This window comes from Mesorhizobium sp. LHD-90 (assembly GCF_030929505.1).
Lineage (GTDB): Bacteria > Pseudomonadota > Alphaproteobacteria > Rhizobiales > Rhizobiaceae > Kumtagia.
On sequence record NZ_JAVFVV010000002.1, the window covers coordinates 265103 to 289245 of the forward strand.

Sequence of the window (24143 nt, forward strand, 5' to 3'; positions counted from 1 at the left end):
TTTTTGAGTTTCCAACGAGCGGCGGACTTTCCGCCGCTCGTTTTATTTTGGGCTGCGACATATTCGGCATCGACCGACGGTTTGGTCTTGCGCCCGGCGCTCGGTCGGGAATATCGAAGGTTCCGTCCGCCGCACCCCTCGGCGTGGCTGAATTGGAAGATGCAGCCGCATGGTTCTCGACATAGTTGATCGGCCAGTCATCGAGGCGCCGGACGCGCAACCGGCCGGGGACGATCAGGCCGACGGCTGCCATCAACTGTTCCGCGACGTCCCGTCCTCGGTCGAGTTCAACAAGCTGCGCAAACGGCTGCTGCGCCAGGCGCGCGAGGCGATCGACGGGTTCGGCATGGTGCGGCCGGGTGATCGCTGGCTGGTGGCGCTGTCGGGCGGCAAGGATTCCTACGGCCTTCTCGCCGTCCTGCTCGACCTCAAATGGCGCGGCCTGTTGCCAGTCGAACTGATCGCCTGCAACCTCGACCAGGGCCAGCCGAACTTTCCAAAGCACACCCTGCCGGATTTTTTGAACCGCTACGGCATCCCGCATCGGATCGAATATCGCGACACCTATTCGATCGTTACCGACAAGATCGCCGAGGGCAGCACCTACTGTTCGTTGTGTTCGCGGCTGCGACGCGGCCACCTCTACCGCGTCGCGCGGGAGGAAAACTGCTCGTCGCTGGTACTCGGCCATCACCGCGAGGACATTCTCGAGACGTTTTTCATGAATTTCTTCCATGGCGGCCGGCTTTCAGCCATGCCGCCGAAACTGCTGAACGATGAAGGCGACGTGATGGTACTGCGGCCGCTCGCCTTCTGCACCGAGGCCGATCTTGCGCGTTTCGCGGACGCCATGCGTTTCCCGATCATCCCCTGCGATCTCTGCGGCAGCCAGGACGGGTTGCAGCGGAACGCCATGAAGGCGATGATCGACGACATCGAGAAAAAAATGCCGGGCCGCAAGGACACCATGATCCGGGCGCTCGCAAATGTTCGGCCTTCGCACCTGCTCGACCGCTCCCTCTTCGACTTCGCCGCACTCACCAAGGCCGACGGGCCGTAGATAACAGCGAGACATTTTCATGCACTTTGACGACAAGACGGTCGATTGGCTGACCGCGCTCCTTGCCGAGGCGGCGACGGTGGAGATCATGCCGCGCTGGCGCCGCCTTGGCGCCGAGGACATCCGCCAGAAGACTTCGGCCACTGATCTGGTGACGGAAGCAGACGTCAATGCCGAGCGCTTCATCACGGCACGCCTCAAAGAGCGCTTTCCCACCGCACTGGTGGTCGGCGAGGAAGCCCACGCGGCCGATGCTTCGGTACTCGATGGACTCGGCGATGCCGATCTGGCGTTCGTGATCGATCCGGTCGACGGCACGCTGAACTTTGCCTCGGGCATGCCGCTGTTCGGCGTGATGCTCGCGGTGGTTGTCAAGGGCGAGACGGTTGCCGGCATCATCCACGATCCCCTCGGCAAGGATTTCATTCTCGCAGTGAAGGGTGGCGGTGCGTTTATCCGCCATGGCGACGCCCGGCTCGAGCCGTGCCGAGTCGCACCGCCGGCGCCGGTTTCGTCGATGAATGGCGCGGTTTCCTGGTCCTACACCAGGGAGCCGGAGCGTTCGATGCTGGCGCGCAACCAGGCGAAGTTCAACGCGAACTTCAATTTCCGCTGCGCAGCGCACGAGTATCGCCTGCTGGCCACCGGCAACACCCATTTCGTCGTCTACATGAAACTGATGCCCTGGGACCACCTGCCGGGCACGCTGATCCATGCCGAGGCCGGCGGCTATTCCGCCCGTCTCGACGGCTCGGCCTATCTGCCGTCGCATGTCGGCGGCGGGCTGCTCGCCGCGCCGGACAGGGAAAGCTGGCAGGAAATCCGGCGCGCGCTGTGGGCGGATTGATTCTACAGCACAGGGGTGCTTTTCGGTGCGTCCTTCGAGGCTCGCCCATAGATGTTCGCACTAGTCTTTCGACGGAAAAAGGGCGAGCACCTCAGGATGAGGACCGTGGGGGCTGAATGCCAAACTTCAAGGCCGGCCCCAAGGCCTCCTGGCGTCGGCGCGCTCGAAACTGTTGGGGCGGGACAAGCCAAGATGATTGTCGACCGTCTTGTCTCGTTTGAGCGCCAACTTTTCTGCTTATCATTCAGCACCCAAGGTCCTCATCCTGAGGTGCGAGCCCGCAACGCATTGAAAGTTGAGGTAAAACCTCCGCGGGCGAGCCTCGAAGGACGCACCATCAACGTCCTGTCTCAATGCCCCATGGTATCTGCCGCGGCCGGGTGCTGGTCATGATGCGGCCGGAACAGTTTTCCGCGCTCGGCAATCAGCACCATGACCAGGCCGAGTACTGCCACGCCGCAGAAGCCGGCCGCCAGCGGGGTCACCGTGCCGTCGAAGGACTGGCCAATGGCGGTGCCGATGATCACGCCGCCAAGCGTCTGGATGAACCCCTGGATCGAGGCCGCGGTGCCGGCGATGTGGCCGAGCGGTTCCATCGAGATCGCGTTGAAGTTGGAGCCGATCCAGCCGAACAGGAACATCGCCGCCGCGAACAGCGCGACGAATACCGGAAATGGCACCGGTCCCGTCAGCGACCAGAACAGCCAGATGACGCTCAGGCACAGGAAGCCGAGCAACGCCGCATGCGACAGCCGCCGCATCCCGACCTTGCCGACCAGGCGGGAATTCAGGAAGGACGACAGCGCCATCAGGCCGGCGACGCCGGCGAAAACAACGGGAAACCAGACGCCGAGCCCGTAGATGCCGACATAGATCTGCTGCGCTGAATTGATGAAGCCGAACAGCGCTCCGAAGACGATGGTCGAAGCCAGCGTATAGCAGATCGACATGCGGTTCGACAGCACGATGCCGAAACCCTGGAAGATGGAGCCGATATCGATCGACCGTCGGTCTTCTGGGTGTTGCGTTTCGGGCATGCGGAAATAGGCCCACAGCGTGATCGCAAGGGCGATGCCGGCCATGACGAGGAAGATCTCGTGCCATTCGCCGAACAAGAGAACGATCTGGCCCAGGCTCGGCGCGATCACCGGGATGATCATGAACACCATGAAGATCAGCGACATGACTTCGGCCATGGCGCGGCCGCCGAAACGGTCGCGAACGATCGACACGGCGATGACGCGCGTCGAGGCGGCGCCAATGCCCTGGATGAAACGCAGGGCCAGAAGCATCTCGAAGCTGGGGGCGAAGGCGGCGACCGTCGCCGCCACGATGTAGATGGCCAGGCCGACGAACAGCGGCTTGCGCCGGCCGAAACGGTCGGAAAGCGGGCCGTAGAACAACAGCGCGGCGGCCATTCCAAGGAAATAGACCGGGATGACGAGCTGCCGATGGTTTTCATCGGCGACGCCGAGGCTTTCGCCGATCTGCTGCAAGCCCGGCAGCATGATGTCGATGGCGAGCGCATTCAGCGCCATCAGGCCGGCGCAGATGGTGATGAACTCCCAGCGTGGAAGCGAGAAAGCAAGTTGCGTGCTCTTCGAGCTTTGCTGGTCCATCGGAAGGCTCCGGCCATGCGGCAAAACGAAATGCGCCGGAGGACCGGCGCATCGATCAATCCAAATTGAGGCAGCCGGCGCTACGGCCGGCGCGGTGTTAGGCGGCGCTGCTGACGCTGACGCCCTTTTCCTCGAAGAAACCCTGCAACTCGCCCGCCTGGAACATTTCGCGGATGATGTCGCAGCCGCCGACGAACTCGCCCTTCACATAAAGCTGCGGGATGGTCGGCCAGTTGGAATAGTCCTTGATACCCTGGCGAAGCTCGTTCGAGGTCAGCACATTGACGCCTTTGTAGTCGACGCCGAGATAGTCGAGGATCTGCACGACCTGACCGGAGAAGCCGCACTGCGGGAAACCCGGCGTGCCCTTCATGAAAAGCACGACGTCTTGGCTCTTCACTTCGCTGTCGATGTAGTCGTTGATGCCGCTCATATGAATCGTCCTTTCGCGCCCGCTGGGAGTCGGGCCGGAAACATGACATTCAAATAAACCCATAGGCGACCCGAAACAAGACGGCGCGCCTTTTTCCGGCTGGTCCAGCGCGGCCTCGCCATCGAAACGGCGCAAAGCGGCGCATCGTGCCGGGTTCCAAAACCACGGAACGCACTTCGTGAGCCCCAAAGCGATTGCCGCGATTGTCGTCATTGCCCTGTTCCTGACGGCGCTGCTGGGTTTTTGGCTGGTCGAGCGGAGCCGCCCGGTCGTGCCCTACAGCACCGCCGAACTGCCCGAACCGTGCCGGGAACTCGGCTTCGAGGGCGTGTCCTACATCGTCTGCGAGATCGACCTGCGGCATGCCGATGTGGGCATCCATCACTCCGGCCCCGACGGAATAGCCTACGGTTCGCTGGACGCCTTTGACAGGGCGATGGTGGAGCAGGGCAGGCCGGTCGTGCTGGCGATGAATGCCGGCATGTATCACGAGGGTCTTTCACCGGTTGGGCTGCTGGTGGAGGACGGCCGTAAAGTCTCGCCGGTCGATTCCGGTGAAGGGGAGGGGAATTTTTATCTGAAGCCGAATGGCATTTTCCTGATCGGCGGGGACGGCAAGGCGGCCATGATGGAGACGGGCGAATTTGTCGCGCGACGGCCGGGATCACGATTCGCCACCCAGTCCGGTCCGATGCTGGTGATCGACGGACAAGTCCATCCGAAATTCCTGCCGGATGGCACCTCGAAATTTACGCGCAACGGCGTCGGCGTGCGCGATCCGGACACGGTTGTTCTGGCGATCTCGCTCTCGGAAGTCAGCTTGGGCAGCTTTGCGCGACTGTTCCGCGATGAGTTGCGATGCCCTAACGCGCTGTTCCTCGACGGCGCGATTTCGACGCTGTCGAACGGTGAAAGAACGCTGCTGGGCGGAGACTATCCGGTCGGGCCGATCTTGAGCGTCACGCCTAAGCGTTAGATATTGCTCCTCATCTGCGGCAAAGGGCAAGGTGGATGAGAGCAGTCAGGTTCCGCTTAGAGCCTATGAATTCCAAATTTTCTTGAAAGAATGAGTCCTATATAGACAGATAGGCCTGTAAAAAGCCCGCTCGCTATTGGCGTCGTTGGAAAAAAGAGTACAAAAATTAACGAGGCGGGTATCAGAATTGCCATAAAGGCGACAAAAAACTTGAGGTGCTTCCCAATTGGTTGGGAGCGTTTCGCGTCTTCCGTCACAAATACCTCACTCCGGCGCGCTGGTCTGCAGCGCCAGCGCGTGCAGCACGCCGCCCATGTTGCCCTTCAGCGCCTGGTAGACCATCTGATGCTGCTGGACGCGGCTTTTTCCGCGAAAGCTCTCGGCCACGACTTCGGCGGCATAATGGTCGCCGTCGCCGGCGAGATCGCGGATCGTCACCTTGGCGTCCGGGATGCCTTCCTTGATCAGGCGTTCGATGTCGTGCGCGTCCATTGCCATGGGCGAAGCTCCCCGTTCGTTCTGCTTGAGCCAGATATGGCCTCCGGAGCCGGGGAGGTCAATCGGCCCGACCGTCGATCACCGAAGGAGCAACCCTCGTATGCCGGAGCGATCCCGTCAATTTTCCTGCGGCAAGTCGCCGGCCATGAAATTCGGGAACCAGCCTTCGTGCGCCGCCTTCAGCTCGGCGAGCGGAATCGCCCGCGCCTCGCCGAGTTTCAGCTCCTGCCCGCCGGCAACGCCGATCCACGGCGCGAACACGCCGGTGTCCTTCAGGAACTCTTCGAGGAACCAGTCGACCTTGTCGCGCGCAATCGTGACGACGTAGCGGCCCTGATCCTCGCCGAAGAAGACGGGGATCGGCGAAAAGTCCTTGAGCTGGTTGACGCTCGCCCCGATGCCGCCGGCCATTGCCATCTCGGCCAGCGCAACCGCCAGCCCGCCGTCGGAGACATCGTGCACGGCGGTGGCGACGCCGCTTTCGATCAGCGAGCGCACGAGATCGCCGACGCGTTTCTCATGCGCGAGATCGACCGGCGGGGGAGGGCCGTCGGCGCGGCCAAAGAGGTCGCGCAGATAGATCGACTGGCCGAGATGCGTGCCCCATGAGGGCGGCGCGCCGACCAGGATGATCGCCTCGCCCTCGGCCGCGAAGCCGATGTGCGTCATCTTCGACCAGTCTTTCAGCAGACCGACGCCGCCTATGGTCGGGGTCGGCAGAATACCCTGGCCGTTGGTCTCGTTGTAGAGCGAGACGTTTCCCGACACGATCGGGAAATCCAGCGCGCGGCAGGCCTCGCCGATGCCTTGCACCGCCTTGACGAACTGGCCCATGATTTCCGGCCGCTCGGGATTGCCGAAGTTGAGGTTGTCGGTAGCCGCCAGCGGCAGTGCGCCCGTGGCGGTCAGGTTGCGCCAGCATTCGGCTACCGCCTGCTTGCCGCCCTCGAACGGGTCGGCCTCGCAATAGCGCGGCGTGACATCGGACGAGAAGGCGAGCGCCTTGGCCGGATGCCCGTCCAAGCGCACCACGCCAGCGTCGCCCCCGGGGATCTGCAGCGTGTTGGCGAGGATCAGCATGTCATATTGCTCCCACACCCAGCGGCGACTCGAAAGGTCCGGCCCGCCGAGCATTTTCAGCAAGGCATCGGCCACGTCCATCTCGGGAACATCGCCGGCCGGCAGCGGCGCGCGCGACTTCGGCTCCTTCCACGGCCGGTCGTATTCCGGCGCCTGGTCGCCAAGTTCCTTGATCGGCAGGTTGGCGACCTCTCGGCCCTGATGGATCACCCGGAAACGCAGATCGTCGGTGGTCTTGCCGACGATGGCGAAATCCAGTCCCCATTTGTGGAAGATCGCCTCGGCCTGTTTCTCCAGCTCCGGCTTCAGCACCATGAGCATGCGCTCCTGGCTTTCCGACAGCATCATCTCGTAGGCGCTCATGCGCTCCTCGCGCACAGGCACCTGATCGAGGTCGAGTTCGATGCCAAGATCGCCCTTGGCGCCCATCTCCACCGCCGAGCAGGTCAAACCGGCCGCCCCCATGTCCTGGATGGCGATCACCGCGCCCGACGCCATCAGTTCCAGGCAGGCTTCCAGCAGGCATTTTTCGGTAAAGGGATCGCCGACCTGCACGGTCGGACGTTTCTCCTCGATCGTGTCGTCGAATTCGGCCGACGCCATGGTGGCCCCGCCGACGCCGTCGCGCCCGGTTTTCGCGCCGAGATAGACGACCGGCAGGCCGACGCCTTTCGCCTCGGACAGGAAGATGCCGTCGGTGCGCGCCAGCCCCGCCGCGAAGGCGTTGACCAGGCAGTTGCCGTTGTAGCGCGCGTCGAAATTCACCTCGCCGCCAACGGTGGGCACGCCGAAGGCGTTGCCGTAGCCGCCGACGCCGGAGACCACGCCTGCCACCAGATGCCGCGTCTTCGGATGATCCGGCTCGCCGAAGCGCAGGGCGTTCATCGCCGCGATCGGCCGTGCGCCCATGGTAAAGACGTCGCGCAGGATGCCGCCCACGCCGGTGGCGGCGCCCTGGTACGGCTCGATGTAGGAGGGGTGGTTGTGGCTCTCCATCTTGAAGACCACGCACTGACCGTCGCCGATGTCGACCACGCCGGCATTCTCGCCCGGCCCCTGGATGACCCGCTCGCCCTTGGTCGGCAGCGTGCGCAGCCATTTCTTCGAGCTCTTGTACGAGCAATGCTCGTTCCACATGGCCGAAAAGATGCCAAGCTCGGTGAAAGTCGGCTCGCGGCCGATGAGATCGAGGATACGCTGGTATTCGTCGGGCTTCAGCCCATGCGAGGAGACGAGTTCGGGCGTGATCGGGACGGAGTTGGAAATGGTCATAGAGGGCGGGTCGTGCTCTGTTCCGGGGGAGGATCGGCCCGTCTCATATAGCAACGGCGAGGAATTGGCATCCCCGCCGCCGCCAAAAGCGGGAGAAACCCACATCCGTTGGACTCAGTCGCGCATTTTTCGTGGCTGTTGCTGGCCCGGAGAAAGCCCGCTAGCGTCCGCCGTTCCGCGATTGGCCGAACAGCCTTCGAATCCAGGGGCCGGTCGTGACGCGAGGTGAAACATGGAACTCGTAATTCCGGGAACTGCAAGCCTGCTCCTGTTCACTGGCGCGGCGCTCGTGCTGCTGCTGACGCCGGGACCGGCGGTGCTCTACATCGTCGCCCGCTCGATCGAGCAGGGCCGTCTTGCCGGCTTCGTGTCCGACCTCGGCATCCATTCCGCCACGCTGGTGCATGTGCTCGCCGCCTCGCTCGGCCTGTCGGCGCTGCTCGCCTCCTCGGCGATCGCCTTCAGCATCGTCAAATATGCGGGTGCTGCCTATCTGATCTGGATCGGCCTGAAGAAGATTTTCGGCCGCGTCGAACCCCTCGATCTTGAGGCGGAGACGCCGCGCGCCGACTACGGGCGGCTCTTCCGCGAAGGTTTTGTTGTCAACCTTCTCAACCCGAAGACGGCGCTGTTCTTCCTGGCCTTTCTGCCACAGTTCGTCGACGTCAGCCGCGGCCATGTGGCGATGCAGATCGCCTTTCTGGGCCTGCTGTTCACGTTGCTCGGCTTCATCAGCGACGGCTGCTACGCGCTGGCCGCCAGCGCCGCCGGCGGTTGGCTGAAGCGCAGCAAGGCCTATCTCAACGTCGAGCGCTACGTCAGCGGCGTGGTGTTCATCGGGCTGGGAGTGACTGCGGCTTTTGCAGGAAATCACCGGAAATAAGATCCGGCTGGCATGTCAGCAGATTGTGCCCGTCTCAACCATAGCTATCATAACCCGCGCTGCCATGGTCGAGCAGGCGCCGCAGCGTGTTGAACCCGCCCACCACCTGCTCGCGTTTCGACGGCATCGAAAAACCGATGCGGATGCGGTGAAACACCTTTTCGGCGCGCGCCGGCTTGTATTCGTCCTCGTCGTCGATCAGCACGCCCTCATTGGCGGCCACCTGCTTGAACGTGCCCGACAGCCATGGCTCCGGCAGCTTCATCCACAGATAGGGGATGTTGCGGTGCGAGCTGAACTCGATGCCGTCGAAGATGCGGCGGGCGAGCGCCTCGCGTTCGGCGATCTCGCGGCGCACCTTTTCGCGGATCGCTTCGGCCTGGCCTGAATTGACCAGTTGTGCCGTCAGCTCCGCCAGGATGAATGGCAGCCCGCCGGTCACCATCTTGTGCGCGGTCTGCACGCGCGGCGCCATGTGGGCGGGACAGGCGGCAAAGCCGCCGCGCACGCCCGCCGCCACCGCCTTCGACAGGCCGCCGACATGAAAGGTGCGCTCCGGCGCCAGCGCGGCGAGCGGGGTGTAGCGGTTCTCCAGCAGGGTGGCGAAGATCGCGTCTTCGATCAGCCAGACATTGTATTTGCGCGCCACCTCGACAATCGCGTTCAGCCGCTCGATCGGCACCACCGACAGCGTCGGGTTCTGCACCGCCGGCATCAGGAAGACCAGTTTCGGGTGCTGCTGCGCGCATAGCCGCTCGAAATCGTCGGCGTCAGCGCCGTTGCCGTCATTGGCGAAGACGACGCTGCGCCGTCCGATCAGATTGGCGCTGCGCGAGATCGAGGCATAGGTGAGCTGCTCGAAGGCGATCTTGTCGCCAGGTGCCGTCACTGCGGCGATCACCGCCATGATCGCGGCGTGCACGCCGGTGGTCGGCACGATCGATTGCGGGTCCGGCGCCCAGTCGCCGCTCGCCAGCCATTTGCGGCCGGCCTCGCGCCATTCCTGCGGCCAGGCGCGCGTATAGTCGCCAATCTTGTCGGCGTGCTTCAGCGTGATCTGTCCGAGCAGGTCGTGGATGATCGCTGCCTGGCCGACATCCGGCGCCGAGGTGGTGTCCATGCGCAGCTTGATCTGCGCGGGCGTCGCCTCGGGAATGATCGTCAGCCGCTCGGGCAGGGGCTGCGCTGCGCTTCGTGCTGGCGGTTCTTCGACATTGCGGTCAAGCACATAGGTGCCGCGCCCGACCTCGCCGCTCACCAGCCCGCGCTCGCGCGCCACCGCATAGGCGCGGGTCACAGTGCCGATCGTCACGCCGATGTCGAAGGCGAGGTTGCGCTGCGGCGGCAATTTCTCGCCGGGCGGCAACGCGCCGCCGCCTATGTCGGTTTCGATCTGGTCCGCCAGACGCAGGTAGAGCGGACCGGTGCCTTTGGAGAGATCAGGGAGCCAATTTGTCATGGGGACAATTTCATATCTTGTCATTGCAATGGAGTCAATTCACAAGATTGTACCTGTCAATCGTGACAAGTCAATCGAGAGGGAATTGCAATGAGCGCAATGAAGACATTATCGACGAGCGGATCGTATCCTTCCACGTCGCCGGCTGCCGGTTTCGGCACGCGCGCCCTGCGTCTGGTTTCGGGCGCAATCGAAGGCCTGTCGGCCATGTTCGAGCGGCGTCGCGGCCGGCTGGCCCTGCTGGAAATGACCGACGATCAGTTGAAGGATATCGGTTTCTCGAGAGCCGATGCGGAACGCGAAGGGCTGCGGCGTCCCTGGCAGTGAGGGCTGCGCCTTGGCCAATCCTCGCAAACCAAAGTGTCCAGATTGAACCTTTCCGCCGGTGAGGCGCCGTAAAAGCGCGGCTCATCGAACTGCGGCATCCCTTGCTGCAATCCACCGACGGAATGGTTCAATCTGGACGCAATCTTGTGCCGGCCAGCGCGTCGGCCCTCGTCACGGTCGGTTCGTCCGAGCAGAGTGTCTTCAGGTCAGGCGGCTGCGCCGCAGGACGTGTCGCCGGCCGTCCAACGCTTGAGATCGCCGGAAATCCGGGCGCCGACCGGCTCGCTCATCAGCGGTCCGAACGCATCGACGCGCGACGAACTTCCCTGCGCCTGCACGACCAGCAGCGGCTTTCCGCCGAAATTTTTAGCAGGCACCAGCAGGAAGCGCGGCGTGCCGGTCATGGAATTCAGCTCATTGGCGAAACGATAGGAGCGGAAGGCCGGGTCCTTGGAGGCGAACCAGCATTTGTGCGCAGCCGTCGCCACAGTCTCCATCGCGCGCAGCGAGGCGCTCTTGCCGCCCGAACCCGTGGTGACTTTTGCCGGCTGCGCCTGGCAGGCGGCGAGCATAAACGCAAGGACGGGCAGGGCGGCTTGTCTCAGTCGCATCGATTGTCCCTGTGAAGCTGCGATTGTTTCGAGCAAATCAGGCGGCGATGCCCAGCGCGCTTTCGAACAGGCCGCGCCCGTCGATGCCACCATGCGCCGCCTCGATCAGATCTTCCGGATGCGGCATCAGGCCGAGCACGTTGCCCGATGCATTCATGATGCCGGCAATGTCGTTGATCGAACCGTTCGGATTGGTGTTTTCGGCATAGCGGAACACTACCCGGCCCTCGCCCTCGATGCGGGCGAGCGTTTCGGCATCGGCAAAAAAGTTGCCGTCGTGATGGGCGACCGGCGCCCGGATGACCTGCCCCGGCGCATAGTTGCGGGTGAACAGCGTGTTAGCGTTGGCGACTGAAAGCTTCACCTCGCGGCAGACGAATTTCAGCGACTTGTTGCGCATCAGCGCGCCCGGCAGCAGGCCGGCTTCGAGAAGAATCTGAAAACCGTTGCAGACGCCGATCACCGGCACGCCTTTTTTCGCCTTTTCGGCCACCGCCTGCATCACCGGCTTGCGCGCGCCGATCGCGCCGCAGCGCAGATAGTCGCCATAGGAAAAACCGCCGGGAATGACGATCAGGTCGACATCCGGGATTTCAGTCTCGGTCTGCCAGACGGTGACCGGCGGTTTTCCGGAGATTTTGGTCAGCGCCGCGATCATGTCGCGGTCGCGATTGAGGCCGGGGAGCAGGACGACGGCGGATTTCATTTTGGCTCGTAAGGGTTCTGGGCTTCTGCGAGTTCGTGGAGGTCGAGGCGGCGTTCGATGCGCTCCAGCCGATCGTCGATGCGAGATGTGACCGCATAGATATTGTTGATGTCGGTCTGCGTGCTCAGCGCCTGCAGCCTCATCGCCACGATCTCGTGCTTCACCTCGCCGAGCGCATGATCAAACTTGTCCATGCGCTGATGAATCTTCTTCAGCAGTTCGTAGATCAGTTCTCCATCAATTTCCGCCACCGCGCCCTCCGAGGGCACAATTTCAGGTAAGCGTCACACTATAATTCTCGATCACCGTGTTGGCCAACAGCTTCTCGCACATGGCTTTCAGGTCGGTCTCGGCCTTCGCCGTGTCGGTTCCCTCAAGCTGCACATCGAACACTTTTCCCTGGCGCACCTGGCCGACGCCGGAAAAACCCAGCGTGCCGAGCGCGCCCTCGATCGCCTTGCCTTGCGGGTCGAGCACGCCGTTCTTGAGGGTGACGGTAACGCGGGCTTTGATCACGAGACGGTCGTTCCTTGCAGAAATTCGAAGATTCTGGAAATCGGGCAGCCGCTCAGTGCGGTTTGCCTTTTCCGTTGCCGGAGGCGACCAGGATCGGCCCGGTCGGGCGCGGCGGCTCGTTCTCGTTCATGATGCCGAGGCGACGCGCGACCTCCTGATAAGCTTCCACCAGTCCGCCCATGTCGCGGCGAAACCGGTCCTTGTCGAGCTTGTCCTGTGTCGCCACGTCCCACAGCCGGCAGGAGTCCGGCGAGATCTCGTCGGCCACCACGATGCGCATCATGTCGCCCTCGTAGAGGCGGCCGCATTCCATCTTGAAGTCGACGAGTTGGATGCCGACGCCCAAAAACAGGCCGGACAGGAAATCGTTGACGCGGATGGCCAGCGCCATGATGTCGTCGATTTCCTGCGGGGAGGCCCAGCCGAAGGCGGTGATGTGCTCTTCCGACACCATCGGGTCGTCGAGCGCGTCGGCCTTGTAGTAGAACTCGATGATCGAGCGCGGCAGCACAGTGCCTTCCTCGATGCCGAGGCGTTTTGCCAGCGAGCCGGCGGCGATGTTGCGCACCACGACCTCGAGCGGGATGATTTCGACTTCCTTGATCAACTGCTCGCGCATGTTGATGCGGCGAATGAAGTGGGTCGGGATGCCCATCCGGTTCAGATGGTTGAAAATGTGCTCGGAGATGCGGTTGTTGATGACGCCCTTGCCGTCGACGATCTCATGCTTTTTCTTGTTGAACGCCGTGGCGTCGTCCTTGAAGAACTGGATGAGCGTGCCCGGCTCCGGGCCCTCATAAAGGATCTTTGCCTTGCCTTCGTAGATTCGGCGGCGATTTTTCATAGCGGTTTCTCTGGATTGACTGGAAGGCGGATCATACCCGTACCCTCCGACTCGCGCGATCTGGCGCGCGATCATGGGTTTCAACGGCGGTCTCTATCGCAAACCGGACTTTTCCTCAATCGGCATTTCCGGGCAATCAACGGCTTTCCGGGCACGATTTGCCGCAGCGCAGCATGTGCGCCGATATTGACCGGGACGCGGCGTTTTGGTTTGTGCTGATGAACCGTTATATGGGACCGACTGAATCGAATTCCCAGCCGGAGGAATGGCCATGACCAGCATGAAAGACCGTGAGGAAGGTTTCGAGCGCAAGTTCGCGATCGACGAGGAACAGCGTTTTCGAGCAACCGCGCGCCGCAACAAGATGCTTGGCCTGTGGGCGGCCGAAAAGCTCGGCAAGTCGGGCGCCGACGCCGAGGCGTACGCCAAGGAAGTCATCGTCTCCGACATTGAGGAAGCCGGCGATCACGACGTGTTCCGCAAGGTGCGCAAGGATTTCGACGCCGCCGGCGTCGACCAGTCGGACCACCAGATCCGCCGCACCATGGACGAGCTGATGGTGCAGGCCGTCGAGCAGGTGAAGAATAGCTGACGGCGTTTGCGCTGGACCAAGACGACCGCCCGCTTGCCGGGCGGTTTTTCTTTGCCTTCGGCGCGGCGCGCGGGCAATCTCGCCGCCACAAGCAGAGGAGAAATACGGTGACTTTAGCGAACAGGCTGGCGGCTGATGAGGTTGTGATAACCGCGTGGTCCGGCGTGCCGGACGCGCTCACTGTCGAACTCATGGCCGCCCAGCCCTTCGACGCCGTGACGCTCGACATGCAGCATGGCGGCCATCACGAGGACAGCGTGCTGCGCTCAATCGTCCCGGTGAAGCGTGCCCAGAAACCGGTGATCGTGCGTATTCCGGTCGGCCGCTTCGACATGGCGAGCCGCGCGCTCGACTTCGGCGCCGACGCCGTGATTGCGCCGATGGTGAATTCGGTCGAGGATGCCCGACGCTTCGCCGCCGCGATGAAATATCCGCCGGTCGGCGAGCGCTCCTGGGGCCCGACCTTCGGCCTGCCGCGTTATGGAAAAACCACGATGCAGGCGTGGTTGGAGGAGAGCAACAGACGCACGCTGGCTTTCGCCATGATCGAGACGCGGCAGGCGCTCGACGCCCTCGACGACATCCTGGCGGTGCCGGGCATCGACGCCATCTTCCTCGGCCCATCGGATTTTTCGATTGCCTGGAGCGGCGGCAAGACCGTCAACTCGACGCTGGAGGACATGATGGAAACCGTGGCGTCGGTGGCGGCGCGCGCCCGTGCGGCGGGAAAATTCACCGGCATCTACGTCATCGACCCGTCGATCGCCGGCCGTTTTGTCAAGATGGGCTACCGCCTGCTGGCCACCGGCAGCGAGGGCCAGTTGATCGCGCGCGGCGCCGAGCTGCAACTCGGCGCCATCAAGAACTCGATCGGGCAGGGCGGCTAGACCGCCCGCGGCAGCGCCTTGCCGCCCAGCGAAAACACCAGCAGCGCGCCCAAAAGCATGGCGATGCCGGCATAGACGAAGGCGCCCGACGCTCCAAAACCGTCGACGAGCAGCCCGCCGAAGATGGCGCCGCCTGCGATCGCCACCTGGAAGGCCGTGACCAGCAGTCCGCCGGCGCTTTCGGCCTCATCTGGGGCGGCGCGCACCATCCAGGTCTGCAAGCCGACCGGCAGCATGCCGAAGGCGAAACCCCAGGCGGTGACGGCGATTGCCGACACCCAATCCGCCGAGCCGAAGAGCACCAGCGCCAGCGCCGTCACGGCGATGACCAGCGCGCCGATGCCGACGTTCGCTTTCAGGCTGCGCTCAATCAGAAAACCGCTGGCCAGGTTGCCGAAGAAGCCGGCAACGCCGAAGCCAAGCAGCGTCAGCGAGATCGCCTCGACCTCGAACTTCGTCACGTTTTCGAGGAACGGCCTGATATAGGTAAAGCCAGCGAAATGACCGGAGGCGATCAGCAGCGTGGCGGCGATCGCCATCCGCACGCTCAGCCGCCGCAGCAGGCCGGCGAGGGCGGAAAGGCCCGGGGAGCCGATGGGCGACAGGCGCGGAATGGTCAGCATCTGCACCACCAGCGTCACCGCCGCGACGATTGCCGCCAGCCCGAAGGCGGCGCGCCAGCCCCACAATTCACCGATATAGGCGCCGACCGGTGCTGCGCAGACGGTGGCCACCGACACGCCGGTGAAGACGATCGACATGGCGCGCGGCATCATTTTCGCTGGCACCAGCCGCATCGCCATGGCGCCGGCCATCGACCAGAAGCCGCCCAGCGCCACGCCGAGGATGACCCGCGCCACCAGCAGCGTCGTCAGGCCGGAAGCGGTGGCCGACAGCACGTTGGAGACGATCAAGAGCAGCGTGAACGTCCACATGACGATGCGGCGGTCGATGTTCTTGGTGACGATGGCGATGGTCGGCGCGGCGATGGCGCCGACAACAGCGGTGGCGGTGACCGCCTGGCCGGCCGCGCCATCGCTGACACCGAGATCGCCGGCGATGCGGGTCAGCAGGCTGGCCGGCAGGAATTCGGCGGTGACGAGCCCGAACACGCCGAGGGACAGCGAAACGACGGCGGCCCACAGGGCCTCCGTACGTTCGACCGTGCCGGCGGCAGCGCCAGCCTCCTCGACGGTTGTGGCGGAAAGCGAATCTGACATCAGCGGCACTCCTTTTGTGCGGTGCAAGATAAGGAGTGACCGTCTGGAGTTTCCATGCTAGAAAAGCCAAAATGCTTGACCGTTCGTCCAAACCCATGCCGTCCGGCGTCAGCGATGCGCTAACCGAGATGCTGCGGGGCCTACGCCTCGACGGCGTCGATTATGGCCGCTGCCAGATGACGGCGCCCTGGGGCATCCTGTTTCCGGCTCAGGAAGCGGCGCGCTTCCATTTCATAGGCCGGGGCGGCTGCTGGCTGCTCACGCCCTGCAAGCAATGGGTGGAGCTGAAGGAGGGCGACGCCGTGCTTCTGCCGCGCGGCGCCGAACACATTCTGGCCAGCCAGCCGGACGTGAGCGCTCTGCCGATAAGGACGTACGAGGTCAAGCCGATCTGCGGCAACGTGTTCGACGTCTGCGGCGGCGGCGAGGGCGAGGTCACGCTGCTGTTCTGCGGCAGCATGCATTTCAACGTCGACAGCCTGCATCCGCTGCTCAGCATGATGCCCGACGTGATGTGGGTGCACGAACTCGCCGCCATCGAGCCGAACATCGCCTTTCTACTCGAAGCAATGGCGCGCGAGGTGACGGTGGAGCGTGTCGGCGCCGGCGGCATGCTGGCGCGGCTGGCCGACGTGCTGGCCGCCAGTATCATCCGGGTGTGGGTGGAAAAGGGCTGCGGCGACGCCACCGGCTGGATCGCCGCGGTCCGCAGCCCGGATGTCGGCCGCGTGCTGGCGGCGATCCACCTCCAACCCGACCGCGATTGGACCGTGGCCGCGCTGGCGCGGCTGATGGGCGCCTCGCGCTCCGGTTTCGCCGAACGCTTCGCGTCGGTAGTCGGCGAAACGCCGGCGCGTTACGTCGCGCAGGTGCGAATGCACCAGGCGCGGCAATGGCTGGTGCGCGACCGCATGCGCATTTCCGTGGTGGCGAAACGCCTCGGCTACGATTCGGAAGCCTCCTTCAGCCGCGCCTTCAAGCGCGTCATCGGCGCCCCGCCCAGCCATTTTCGCGCGGGCGAGACGGTGGCCGCGGCTCTGTAAGGGGCTCGGCGGCCGAACTGGCCGCAGTCGAACTTCTGCAGTCAACACTGGCCCTCATCAAGGCGAATGCTGCTTCGCAGTAACCCCGGCTGCTACACCAACTCCGCTCGCCCTGGATCGTATGGCTCCAGATCGCCATCACGCTCGCCCTCGGCAATCTCGCGCGCCGCAAGCTCGCCGACGATCGGCGCCAGCGTTACGCCGGAATGCAGCACTGTCACATACAGGCCTTCGAAGCCGCCAACGCGGCCGATCGCGGGAAAACCGTCGGCCGGCGTCGGGCGGTGGCCGACGGTGAAAAAATCGACCTCGAGTGTCTCGGTCCCGCGCAGCGCCGCCTTGAGCTTTCCGAGCAGGTCGCGAGCCATCTCGTTCTCCCGTCCTTTTGGATCGGCCCCGGCAAAATCGGCGCCGGCGATCAGCCTGCCTTCGCGCGTCTGGCGTAGATGCAGGTCCGGCGCCATCACCATCCCGTTCAACAACCGCCGATCGGCGACCGTCGAATGCATGATCAGCCCGGGCGGCGTGTCCATGCGCAGCCGCGCGCCCACTGTGGCCAGCAGTCGCGCCGTGCCGACGCCGGCGGCGACGACAGTCTCTTCCGCCTCGAGGATTGTGCCGTCCTCGGCGACCGCGCCGGCGATCTTGCCACCGCGTTCCAGCAGTTCGCGAATTCTGGTCGCCGCCACCAGCAGCGCGCCACTGGCGACGGCGTCTGCCAATAGCGCCCTGGCGGCGGCGACCGGCTCCACCATGCCTTCCTCGGCGATATGCAGCGCAAGACCGGGCGGCGAGACCAGGTTAGGCTCGATGTGCAGCGCCTCGTCGCGGCCGACACGGCGCAGCCCGTAACCCCAGCGCCCATGCTCCTCGGCATAGGCCTCCAATTGATCGGCTGGCATGTCCCAGATGAGGCCGCCGCACCAGTCGACCGAGACGCCCGGCGCCTCTTGCTCCAGCCGCCGCCACCCGGCCATCGAGCGCCGGCGGAAGTGGAAATAGCGTTCCGGATTACCCCAGGTGGCGTTGATCCAGGCGAAGGAGTGGGCCGTCGCCAGCCCGCCGCCGTCGCCGGCGTCGATGACGGTAACTCGACATCCGGCCTTCGCCAGATGCCAGGCTATCGACGCCCCGACGATACCCGCGCCGACCACCAGCACCTGCTTGGCCATGAACCGTTTATCCTTCCAGCCGCGTCATGAAATTCGCGAAGGCCATGCTGCCTTCCGGCCAGGGGCCGTAGCCCGAGTCGGCGTTGATGTGCCCGGCCTCGCCGGCATGGACGAACAGCGATCCCCAGGCGGCTGCGATGTCCTCGGCCACCTCCAGCGCGCAGAACGGGTCGTTGCTGCTGCTTGCCACGATCGACGGGAAGGGCAGGGGATCGCGCGGATAGGGTCCGAACGTCATCAGATGTTTCGGCCGGATCGCCGGGTTCGCCACGTCTGGAGGAGCCACCAGGAAGGCGCCTGCCACAGGCCTCGTCAGCATAGGGAGCGCGTGAATGAGCGTCGGCACGCCGAGCGAATGGGCGACGATCACCACCGGCCGCTCGGCCTCGTTGACGGCGTTGGCCAGCCGTTGCGTCCAGTCCTCGCGCACCGGCTTCGACCATTCCGCCTGCTCGACGCGGCGCGCCGTCGACAGTTTTTGCTGCCAGCGCGTCTGCCAATGCTCAGGCCCGGAATTGGTGTAACCGGGCACGATCAGTATATCTGCATCCTTGACTTTCATGCGCCCGCATTTAGCGACGCGCCCTCGCGCTTGCAATGTTTGGCCCGCAAGAGCGCCAATCCGATTGTCAACCGTCGTAGCCAGTTGGCCTGGGTGGCCGTTCTCGTTTTGTGAACACCGTGTTCGCCGTCCGTCGCCTTGCGCGCGCGGCCGGACAGCCCGATGTTGGGACGACAACGGCCGGTCGCGAGGATGACATGCGAATATCGAGACGCAGCTTTTCCGGCGCGGCCGGGTTTTTGGCCCTCGATGCGGTTACGGGTTTTTCCCGAGCGGAGACGATGATGACAAATTTGCCCTTTGCGGCGGATGCGCCAGTGAGCGTGACCACGGTCGGCATCAAGGCGCGCGACGTGAACACGCTCGCCGGCTACTACAAGGACGCCGTCGGGCTGGAGGAGATGGCGCGTCGTCCCGGCACGATCGTGCTCGGCGCCGGCGGGCTGCCGCTGCTGGAGATCGAAGAGTTCAAGGCGGCGCGACCCGACGACCCGCGCGCGGCGGGACTCTACCATACCGCCTTCCTGCTGCCGTCACGCCTCGATCTGGCGAAATGGACCCGGCGCGCCATCGACAGCCGCATCGAGGTGACCGGCGCGTCGGATCACTTTGTCAGCGAGGCGATCTACCTGACCGACCCGGAAGGCAACGGCATCGAAATCTATGCCGATCGGCCGCGTGAGGCCTGGAGCTATGACGGCGGAACGCTGAACATCGGCACGGTGCGGCTCGACGTCGAAAACCTGCTTGGCGAATTGCGGCCTGGCGAGCCCGAATGGACCGGCGCGCCGGCCGGCAGCATGGTCGGCCATGTGCATCTGCGCGTCGGCAATGCCGCCGAGGCTGAGCAATGGTGGAACCGGGAACTCGGCTTCGACACGGTGGTCGCACTTGGCGGCAGCGCTGTGTTCCTGTCGACTGGCGGCTACCACCACCGCGTCGGCGCCAATTCCTGGCAGAGCGCCGGCGCCAAGGAGCGCGACGCCGACCGCTCCGGCCTGTCCTTCGTCGAATTCCGGTCGAAGACCGCGAGCCGGGAATCCGTCCACGAAGACCCGTGGGGCAACGTCATCCGGATCGTGCCGGCGGCCGCCTGACCGATCTGCCGCTGGCACAAGATCGGCCTCGAATCGCGTCAATTTCGTTTGGCCGAAACGACCGGCGCCAAGCCCATCACGCTGGAAAAGCCGGGCCGCGTCGTGTTTTCGAGGCTTGCGTCAAGCCTGCCGGCCGGATTTGCCGGTGCTGCCGCGCCAGGCGGTTGAAAACGCTGAACATTCCGGACTTCACGCAGGGTTCGGGCGGGTGGTCCGCAGACATCCGGCCAAGATCTAGCTCAGGATGCGGAAGACGCCGGTGGTGCGGCTGTCGTCCGCCGGTGTCGTCGTCACAGCGGTGACTTTCGCGCCAAGCGGGCCGACGCGGAGCCTTTCGAGCATGGCTGCCACCGCTTCGTTGGGTCCCGCCAGCAACGCGGAAACTGAACCGTCTCGTTCGTTGCGCACCCAACCGGCAAGCCCCAGCGCCAGCGCCTGCTCCTGTGTCCAAACACGGAATCCAACACCCTGGACGCGGCCGCTGATACGGGCATGGATGGCGGTTTGCGCGGTCATGGCGGCAGCAGAAGGGATGACGGTGGCGAAAGCTTGGCAGTCACTGTCCGGTCCTTGCTTCTTCCCTGTGTCTTCCTCGGATCGCGGCCGGCTGAGCCAGTCGCGCTTTCGTGTTGGCGCAAATGCCGTCATGGTGGCGGTTTTGCGATCTGCGACCTATCTGACCTTGACCGCCCTGATACCAAGCCTTGTCCAAGCGAGATCCCAAAATGTCAGATGCGCAATCCTACACGCCGCCGAAAGTCTGGTCCTGGAAGAAGGGCCATGGCGGGCAGTTCGCCAACATCAACCGCCCGATTGCCGGCCCGACCCATGAGAAGGAGCTGCCGGTAGGAAAACACCCGCTGCAGCTCTATTCGCTGGGAACGCCCAACGGCGTGAAGGTGACGATCATGCTGGAGGAGTTGCTGGCGCTCGGCCACGGCGGCGCCGAATACGACGCCTGGCTGATCGACATCGGCAAGGGCGAGCAGTTCGGCAGCGGTTTTGTCGAGGTGAACCCGAATTCGAAGATCCCGGCCCTGCTCGACCGCAGCGGCGCCACGCCGATCCGCGTATTCGAATCCGGTGCGATCCTGATGTATTTGGCGGAAAAATTCGGCAACGCGTTCCTGCCGACGGAGCAGCCCGCCCGCGCCGAAACACTGTCCTGGCTGTTCTGGCAGATGGGCAGCGCGCCCTTTGTCGGCGGCGGATTCGGACATTTCTTCGCCTATGCGCCGGAAAAGTTCGAATACGCGATCGACCGATACGCGATGGAGACCAAGCGCCAGCTTGACGTGCTCGACCGCAGGCTTGCCGGCAACGAATATGTTGCAGGCGGCGAATACACCATCGCCGACATGGCGATCTGGCCTTGGTATGGCGGCATGGCGAAAGGCTGGCAGTACGACGCCGGCGAGTTTCTGGCCGTGCATGAATACAAGAACGTGCTGCGCTGGGCCGATCAGCTTTACGCCCGGCCGGCGGTGAAGCGCGGGCGCATGGTCAACCGCACCAGCGGCCATCCCTCCAGCCAGTTGCGGGAACGCCACGACGCCGGCGACTTCGAAACCCGGACCCAGGACAAGCTGCAACGGACTGACCGGCGTCGCCATCTCCCCGGCGGATAGACCGGGGGAGATGGCGAACTGCCGTTACGCTCCGGCCGCGGCGTTATCCTGGTACCATCTCACGATCGCCGGCATGTTCTCTTCGAACCCGCCGGGCACGAAGACGTTGAACAGGCCCATCGGCTTTTCCGTGCGATTGGCGAAGTCGTGCGTCGTGCCGGCCGGGATGAAGAAGAACGAGCCGCGTGGCGCCTCGATCCAGCGATCGCCGACCAGCACCGAGGCGGTGCCTTCGATGACGTAGAAAATCTCGTCATTGGCTTCGTGGCTGTGCGCGCCCGGTCCGTCGCCATGCGGTTCCACCCACCATTCGGAGATCGAATAGCGCTCGCCGGTCTCGGCGCCGTCGGCCTTGAAGACGACGCGCATCGCAGGCATGGCGTAGGCGCGGCCCTCGCCGGGTGCCAGCACGAGCGGTCGGAGCGGCGTGGTGTCGGTGGTCGTCGCCATAGCGCTCACGCTTTTTCATGCGCCTTCGGCCAATAGGTGCCGAAGGACCAGACATTGCCTTCCGGGTCGGCGCAGATGAAATCGCGGCTGCCGTAGTCGCGGTCGGTTGGCTCCTCCAGAATTCTCGCGCCGGCCGCCTTGGCTTTGGCATAGATTGCGTCGGTGTCGGCAACGGCGACATAGGTGCTCTTGCCGGCATTGTGGCCAGGTCCGCCGACCATTGCGCCATAGGCGTCGTCGCGCACGCTGCCCAGCATGATCATCGACGAACCGAGCGTCAATTGGGCATGGGCGACGAGATCGCCATCCATGTATTTTGCGTGGACGGCAAAGCCGAACGCCTTTTCCAGCCATTCGATCATCTTCGCCGCGTCGTGGTAGCGGAAGGTCGGGTAGATGCGCGGGGGCTCGATCTGGATGTTTTCGGCCATCATGTCCTCCTGTGGCGGATGTGTTGCGATAAGCCACAATGCGCCGTCGAGGTTGCAGCGTCTTGAAGGAATGTTACCTGCTCAGGCGAGACCTGCCTGCCAGGCGGCGGGCGAAATGCCGGCCAGCGCCCGGAACTCGCGCGTCAGATGCGCCTGGTCGGCATAGCCGCAGCCGGCGGCGATGTCGGCCCATTTGTCACCGGCGCGCGCGGCGGCGAGCGCCCTGTTGAAGCGCACGATGCGCGCCACCGATTTCGGTCCCAGCCCGATCTCGGCACGGAACCGCTCGGCAAGATGTTTCCGGCTCCAGCCTGCGCGGGTCGCAAGCCGTGACACCGGCGCCCGGCCGCCCGAGGCGTCGATGCCGGAAAAAACCTCGCGCACCTCGGCCGAGGGCGGGCAGCCGTCTCCGATCCTCGATGAAACGAAGCCGGCGGCAAGCGCGAAACGGCTTTTCCAGTCCGTCGTGTTGCCGAGATGTTCGCGCAACGCCAGACCGTCATTGCCGAGCACATCGTCCAGCAGGATCATCCGGTCGGCGAGTTCGTACATGGGAATCTTGAAGAAGCGCCGTGCACCCAACGGGGTGAAGTCGATCTGAAGGCAGTGCGATGCGCCAAAGGATTCGATCAGCACGGGGCCGGCGAACAGGCCGGCAGCGAAGCTGCCGATCCGGTCTGCGGCGGTCGGCGCACGCCCGAGGCCGATCGCGAACGGCTCGCCGAAGCTGAGAATGAACGGGACGGTCAGCGACGCCGTCTCGCGCATGCTGATATGCTGCCGTGCTGTTTCGCGGTAGCCGGTGATGCGCGTGACGACGCCTTCCAGGGGGCCGGCCGGGCGCATCTCGACGAGTTCGATACCGGAGGATTGCGGAGGCTGTGGCGACGGCTGCATCCGAAACTCCCTGGACGCACTTGGACACAGCCTATCAACCGGCGGGCCGGCCGTCAAAACGCCGCCGGCGGAACAAGATCAGCTTGCCCTCTTTTCGAACGTCAAACCGCGGCATTACCGCCGGGTTCGAGGGCGATCGCCATGTGCCGCAAGGCGGCGCGTCAAAATCCCAGCATCACCCGCAGCGGATGGCGGGATCGGCGAGCAGGCGGATGGCCAGCGCCACGCAGGTGATCACCAGCAGCGGCTTGATCAGCCGCGCACCGATTTTCACCGCGAGCCCGGCGCCGAGCCGCGCGCCAACAATCTGCATCAACGCCATCATCAGCCCGATCTTCCAGCCGACGACGCCGGCCAGCGCGAAGACGGTGAAGCCGCCGACATTCGAGCCGAAATTGAGCAGCTTCGTGTGGGCGGTCGCCTTCAGCACACCGTAGCCGGCGAGCGTCACGAAGGCGAGCATGTAGAAGGAGCCGGCGCCAGGCCCGAACACGCCGTCGTAAAACCCGATCGCCGGCACGATCGTCAGTCCGAACAGGAACGGTTTCAGCCGCTCGGCGCGGTCGACGTCGTCCATGTTGGGCTTCAGCGCAAAGAACAGCGCAATGGCGATAAGTACGAAGGGAATGACGATGCGCAGAAACTCGCCCGGCAGCACGCTGGCGAGCATGGCCCCCAGCCCGCCGCCGAGGAAGGCTATCAGTGCCATCGGCGCTTGCTTTCGCAGGTCGACCTGGCCTTTCGCTGCATAGGTGAGTGTGGCGGCGCCGGTGCCGAACAGGCCCTGCAGCTTGTTGGTGCCGAGCGCCTCGGCCGGCGAAAAACCGGCGAGCAGCAGCGCCGGAACCACGATCAGCCCGCCGCCGCCGGCAATCGAATCGATGAAGCCCGCCGCGAAGGCGGCGAAGGCGAGCAGAAGGACGATTTCGGTGGGAACGTCGAACACGCGGGCAGGGACTTGAAACTGACGCCTTCGACCACAAGGCGGCAGTTTGCGCAAGGCGGATTTCGCGCTACGAAGGAGCGGAACGGC

At 64.2% G+C, this 24143-nt stretch carries 27 protein-coding genes and 1 pseudogene; 10 read left to right on the forward strand and 18 right to left on the reverse strand.

The genetic code is table 11. From position 1 onward, the window contains the following. The first annotated feature begins 169 nt into the window (after window positions 1-169). Window positions 170-1060, forward strand: coding sequence for a tRNA 2-thiocytidine(32) synthetase TtcA (gene ttcA / locus RB623_RS03440; protein ID WP_308055354.1), 891 nt, complete (start codon window positions 170-172; stop codon window positions 1058-1060). A gap of 19 nt (window positions 1061-1079) precedes the next feature. Further along, window positions 1080-1907: an inositol monophosphatase family protein gene (locus RB623_RS03445; protein WP_308055355.1), complete on the forward strand. Its 828-nt coding sequence runs from the start codon at window positions 1080-1082 to the stop codon at window positions 1905-1907. A 350-nt stretch (window positions 1908-2257) separates the two neighbouring features. Here the strand turns inward: RB623_RS03445 and RB623_RS03450 are convergent, their stop codons facing one another. Next, a complete protein-coding gene (locus tag RB623_RS03450) occupies window positions 2258-3526 on the reverse strand; it encodes a multidrug effflux MFS transporter (RefSeq protein WP_308055356.1) in 1269 nt (422 codons plus the stop codon). Between the two features lie 97 nt (window positions 3527-3623). After that, complete coding sequence (grxD, locus tag RB623_RS03455) at window positions 3624-3959, reverse strand: Grx4 family monothiol glutaredoxin (protein ID WP_308055357.1); 336 nt, start codon at window positions 3957-3959, stop codon at window positions 3624-3626. A gap of 178 nt (window positions 3960-4137) precedes the next feature. On the opposite strand from grxD, the gene RB623_RS03460 reads away from it, so the two are divergent. After that, window positions 4138-4935, forward strand: a complete 798-nt coding sequence (locus tag RB623_RS03460; protein ID WP_308055358.1) for a phosphodiester glycosidase family protein — start codon at window positions 4138-4140, stop codon at window positions 4933-4935. Window positions 4936-5199: 264 nt separating this feature from the next. Here RB623_RS03460 and RB623_RS03465 read toward each other — a convergent pair whose 3' ends face one another. Beyond that, window positions 5200-5433: a BolA family transcriptional regulator gene (locus RB623_RS03465; RefSeq protein ID WP_308055359.1), complete on the reverse strand. Its 234-nt coding sequence runs from the start codon at window positions 5431-5433 to the stop codon at window positions 5200-5202. Window positions 5434-5550: 117 nt separating this feature from the next. After that, window positions 5551-7785, reverse strand: a complete 2235-nt coding sequence (purL, locus tag RB623_RS03470) for a phosphoribosylformylglycinamidine synthase subunit PurL (RefSeq protein ID WP_308055360.1) — start codon at window positions 7783-7785, stop codon at window positions 5551-5553. Between the two features lie 232 nt (window positions 7786-8017). Between purL and RB623_RS03475 the strand changes: the two genes are divergently transcribed. Beyond that, a complete protein-coding gene (locus RB623_RS03475; protein ID WP_308055361.1) occupies window positions 8018-8668 on the forward strand; it encodes a LysE family translocator in 651 nt (216 codons plus the stop codon). A 34-nt stretch (window positions 8669-8702) separates the two neighbouring features. Here the strand turns inward: RB623_RS03475 and RB623_RS03480 are convergent, their stop codons facing one another. Further along, complete coding sequence (locus RB623_RS03480) at window positions 8703-10127, reverse strand: PLP-dependent aminotransferase family protein (RefSeq protein WP_308055362.1); 1425 nt, start codon at window positions 10125-10127, stop codon at window positions 8703-8705. Window positions 10128-10217: 90 nt separating this feature from the next. Here RB623_RS03480 and RB623_RS03485 point away from each other — a divergent pair, with 90 nt between their 5' ends. Continuing rightward, complete coding sequence (locus RB623_RS03485; protein ID WP_308055363.1) at window positions 10218-10454, forward strand: DUF1127 domain-containing protein; 237 nt, start codon at window positions 10218-10220, stop codon at window positions 10452-10454. Window positions 10455-10660: 206 nt separating this feature from the next. Here RB623_RS03485 and RB623_RS03490 read toward each other — a convergent pair whose 3' ends face one another. The 5 genes from RB623_RS03490 to purC are packed head-to-tail and all read right to left on the reverse strand — an operon-like array spanning window position 10661 to window position 13131. Further along, window positions 10661-11065, reverse strand: a complete 405-nt coding sequence (locus RB623_RS03490) for a hypothetical protein (protein WP_308055364.1) — start codon at window positions 11063-11065, stop codon at window positions 10661-10663. 37 nt (window positions 11066-11102) lie between these two features. Beyond that, window positions 11103-11771, reverse strand: coding sequence for a phosphoribosylformylglycinamidine synthase subunit PurQ (purQ, locus tag RB623_RS03495; protein WP_308055366.1), 669 nt, complete (start codon window positions 11769-11771; stop codon window positions 11103-11105). Continuing rightward, window positions 11768-12022, reverse strand: a complete 255-nt coding sequence (locus tag RB623_RS03500) for a hypothetical protein (protein WP_308055367.1) — start codon at window positions 12020-12022, stop codon at window positions 11768-11770. Before RB623_RS03500 ends, purQ begins: the two co-directional genes overlap by 4 nt. Before the next feature lie 22 nt (window positions 12023-12044). After that, complete coding sequence (gene purS, locus RB623_RS03505) at window positions 12045-12287, reverse strand: phosphoribosylformylglycinamidine synthase subunit PurS (RefSeq protein ID WP_308055368.1); 243 nt, start codon at window positions 12285-12287, stop codon at window positions 12045-12047. Window positions 12288-12339: 52 nt separating this feature from the next. After that, window positions 12340-13131, reverse strand: coding sequence for a phosphoribosylaminoimidazolesuccinocarboxamide synthase (gene purC, locus RB623_RS03510; protein WP_308055369.1), 792 nt, complete (start codon window positions 13129-13131; stop codon window positions 12340-12342). Window positions 13132-13402: 271 nt separating this feature from the next. Between purC and RB623_RS03515 the strand changes: the two genes are divergently transcribed. Together RB623_RS03515 and RB623_RS03520 are read left to right on the forward strand one after the other, a co-directional pair. After that, window positions 13403-13723, forward strand: coding sequence for a DUF1476 domain-containing protein (locus tag RB623_RS03515; protein ID WP_308055370.1), 321 nt, complete (start codon window positions 13403-13405; stop codon window positions 13721-13723). 107 nt (window positions 13724-13830) lie between these two features. Then, window positions 13831-14610 (forward strand): HpcH/HpaI aldolase/citrate lyase family protein, encoded by a 780-nt coding sequence (locus tag RB623_RS03520; RefSeq protein WP_308055371.1) that lies wholly within the window; start codon window positions 13831-13833, stop codon window positions 14608-14610. Here RB623_RS03520 and RB623_RS03525 read toward each other — a convergent pair. Beyond that, window positions 14607-15830: an MFS transporter gene (locus RB623_RS03525; protein WP_308055372.1), complete on the reverse strand. Its 1224-nt coding sequence runs from the start codon at window positions 15828-15830 to the stop codon at window positions 14607-14609. The two genes, RB623_RS03520 and RB623_RS03525, sit on opposite strands and share 4 nt — an antisense overlap. Before the next feature lie 71 nt (window positions 15831-15901). Between RB623_RS03525 and RB623_RS03530 the strand changes: the two genes are divergently transcribed. Beyond that, window positions 15902-16873: an AraC family transcriptional regulator gene (locus tag RB623_RS03530; RefSeq protein ID WP_308055373.1), complete on the forward strand. Its 972-nt coding sequence runs from the start codon at window positions 15902-15904 to the stop codon at window positions 16871-16873. A gap of 92 nt (window positions 16874-16965) precedes the next feature. On the opposite strand, the gene RB623_RS03535 is transcribed toward RB623_RS03530, so the two are convergent. Together RB623_RS03535 and RB623_RS03540 are read right to left on the reverse strand one after the other, a co-directional pair. Then, the gene (locus RB623_RS03535; RefSeq protein WP_308055374.1) at window positions 16966-18045 is read right to left on the reverse strand and encodes an FAD-binding oxidoreductase; all 1080 of its coding nucleotides are present in this window, start codon (window positions 18043-18045) and stop codon (window positions 16966-16968) included. Between the two features lie 7 nt (window positions 18046-18052). Continuing rightward, a complete protein-coding gene (locus RB623_RS03540) occupies window positions 18053-18607 on the reverse strand; it encodes an alpha/beta hydrolase (protein ID WP_308055375.1) in 555 nt (184 codons plus the stop codon). A 197-nt stretch (window positions 18608-18804) separates the two neighbouring features. Here RB623_RS03540 and RB623_RS03545 point away from each other — a divergent pair, with 197 nt between their 5' ends. Then, window positions 18805-19704 (forward strand): VOC family protein, encoded by a 900-nt coding sequence (locus RB623_RS03545; protein WP_374121625.1) that lies wholly within the window; start codon window positions 18805-18807, stop codon window positions 19702-19704. A gap of 234 nt (window positions 19705-19938) precedes the next feature. Here the strand turns inward: RB623_RS03545 and RB623_RS03550 are convergent, their stop codons facing one another. Beyond that, entirely contained in the window at window positions 19939-20220 is a 282-nt protein-coding gene (locus tag RB623_RS03550) for an acylphosphatase (protein WP_308055377.1), read from the reverse strand. Between the two features lie 209 nt (window positions 20221-20429). On the opposite strand from RB623_RS03550, the gene yghU reads away from it, so the two are divergent. Further along, window positions 20430-21332: a glutathione-dependent disulfide-bond oxidoreductase gene (gene yghU, locus RB623_RS03555; RefSeq protein ID WP_308055378.1), complete on the forward strand. Its 903-nt coding sequence runs from the start codon at window positions 20430-20432 to the stop codon at window positions 21330-21332. 24 nt (window positions 21333-21356) lie between these two features. Here the strand turns inward: yghU and RB623_RS03560 are convergent, their stop codons facing one another. From RB623_RS03560 to RB623_RS03575, 4 genes and pseudogenes are all read right to left on the reverse strand, one after another. Next, window positions 21357-21782, reverse strand: a complete 426-nt coding sequence (locus tag RB623_RS03560; protein WP_308055379.1) for a cupin domain-containing protein — start codon at window positions 21780-21782, stop codon at window positions 21357-21359. A 5-nt stretch (window positions 21783-21787) separates the two neighbouring features. Continuing rightward, window positions 21788-22216: a VOC family protein gene (locus RB623_RS03565; protein WP_374121626.1), complete on the reverse strand. Its 429-nt coding sequence runs from the start codon at window positions 22214-22216 to the stop codon at window positions 21788-21790. Window positions 22217-22294: 78 nt separating this feature from the next. Then, a complete protein-coding gene (locus tag RB623_RS03570; RefSeq protein WP_308055380.1) occupies window positions 22295-23110 on the reverse strand; it encodes an AraC family transcriptional regulator in 816 nt (271 codons plus the stop codon). A 161-nt stretch (window positions 23111-23271) separates the two neighbouring features. Further along, window positions 23272-24056: pseudogene (locus RB623_RS03575) on the reverse strand (TSUP family transporter). Between the last annotated feature and the right edge of the window lie 87 nt (window positions 24057-24143).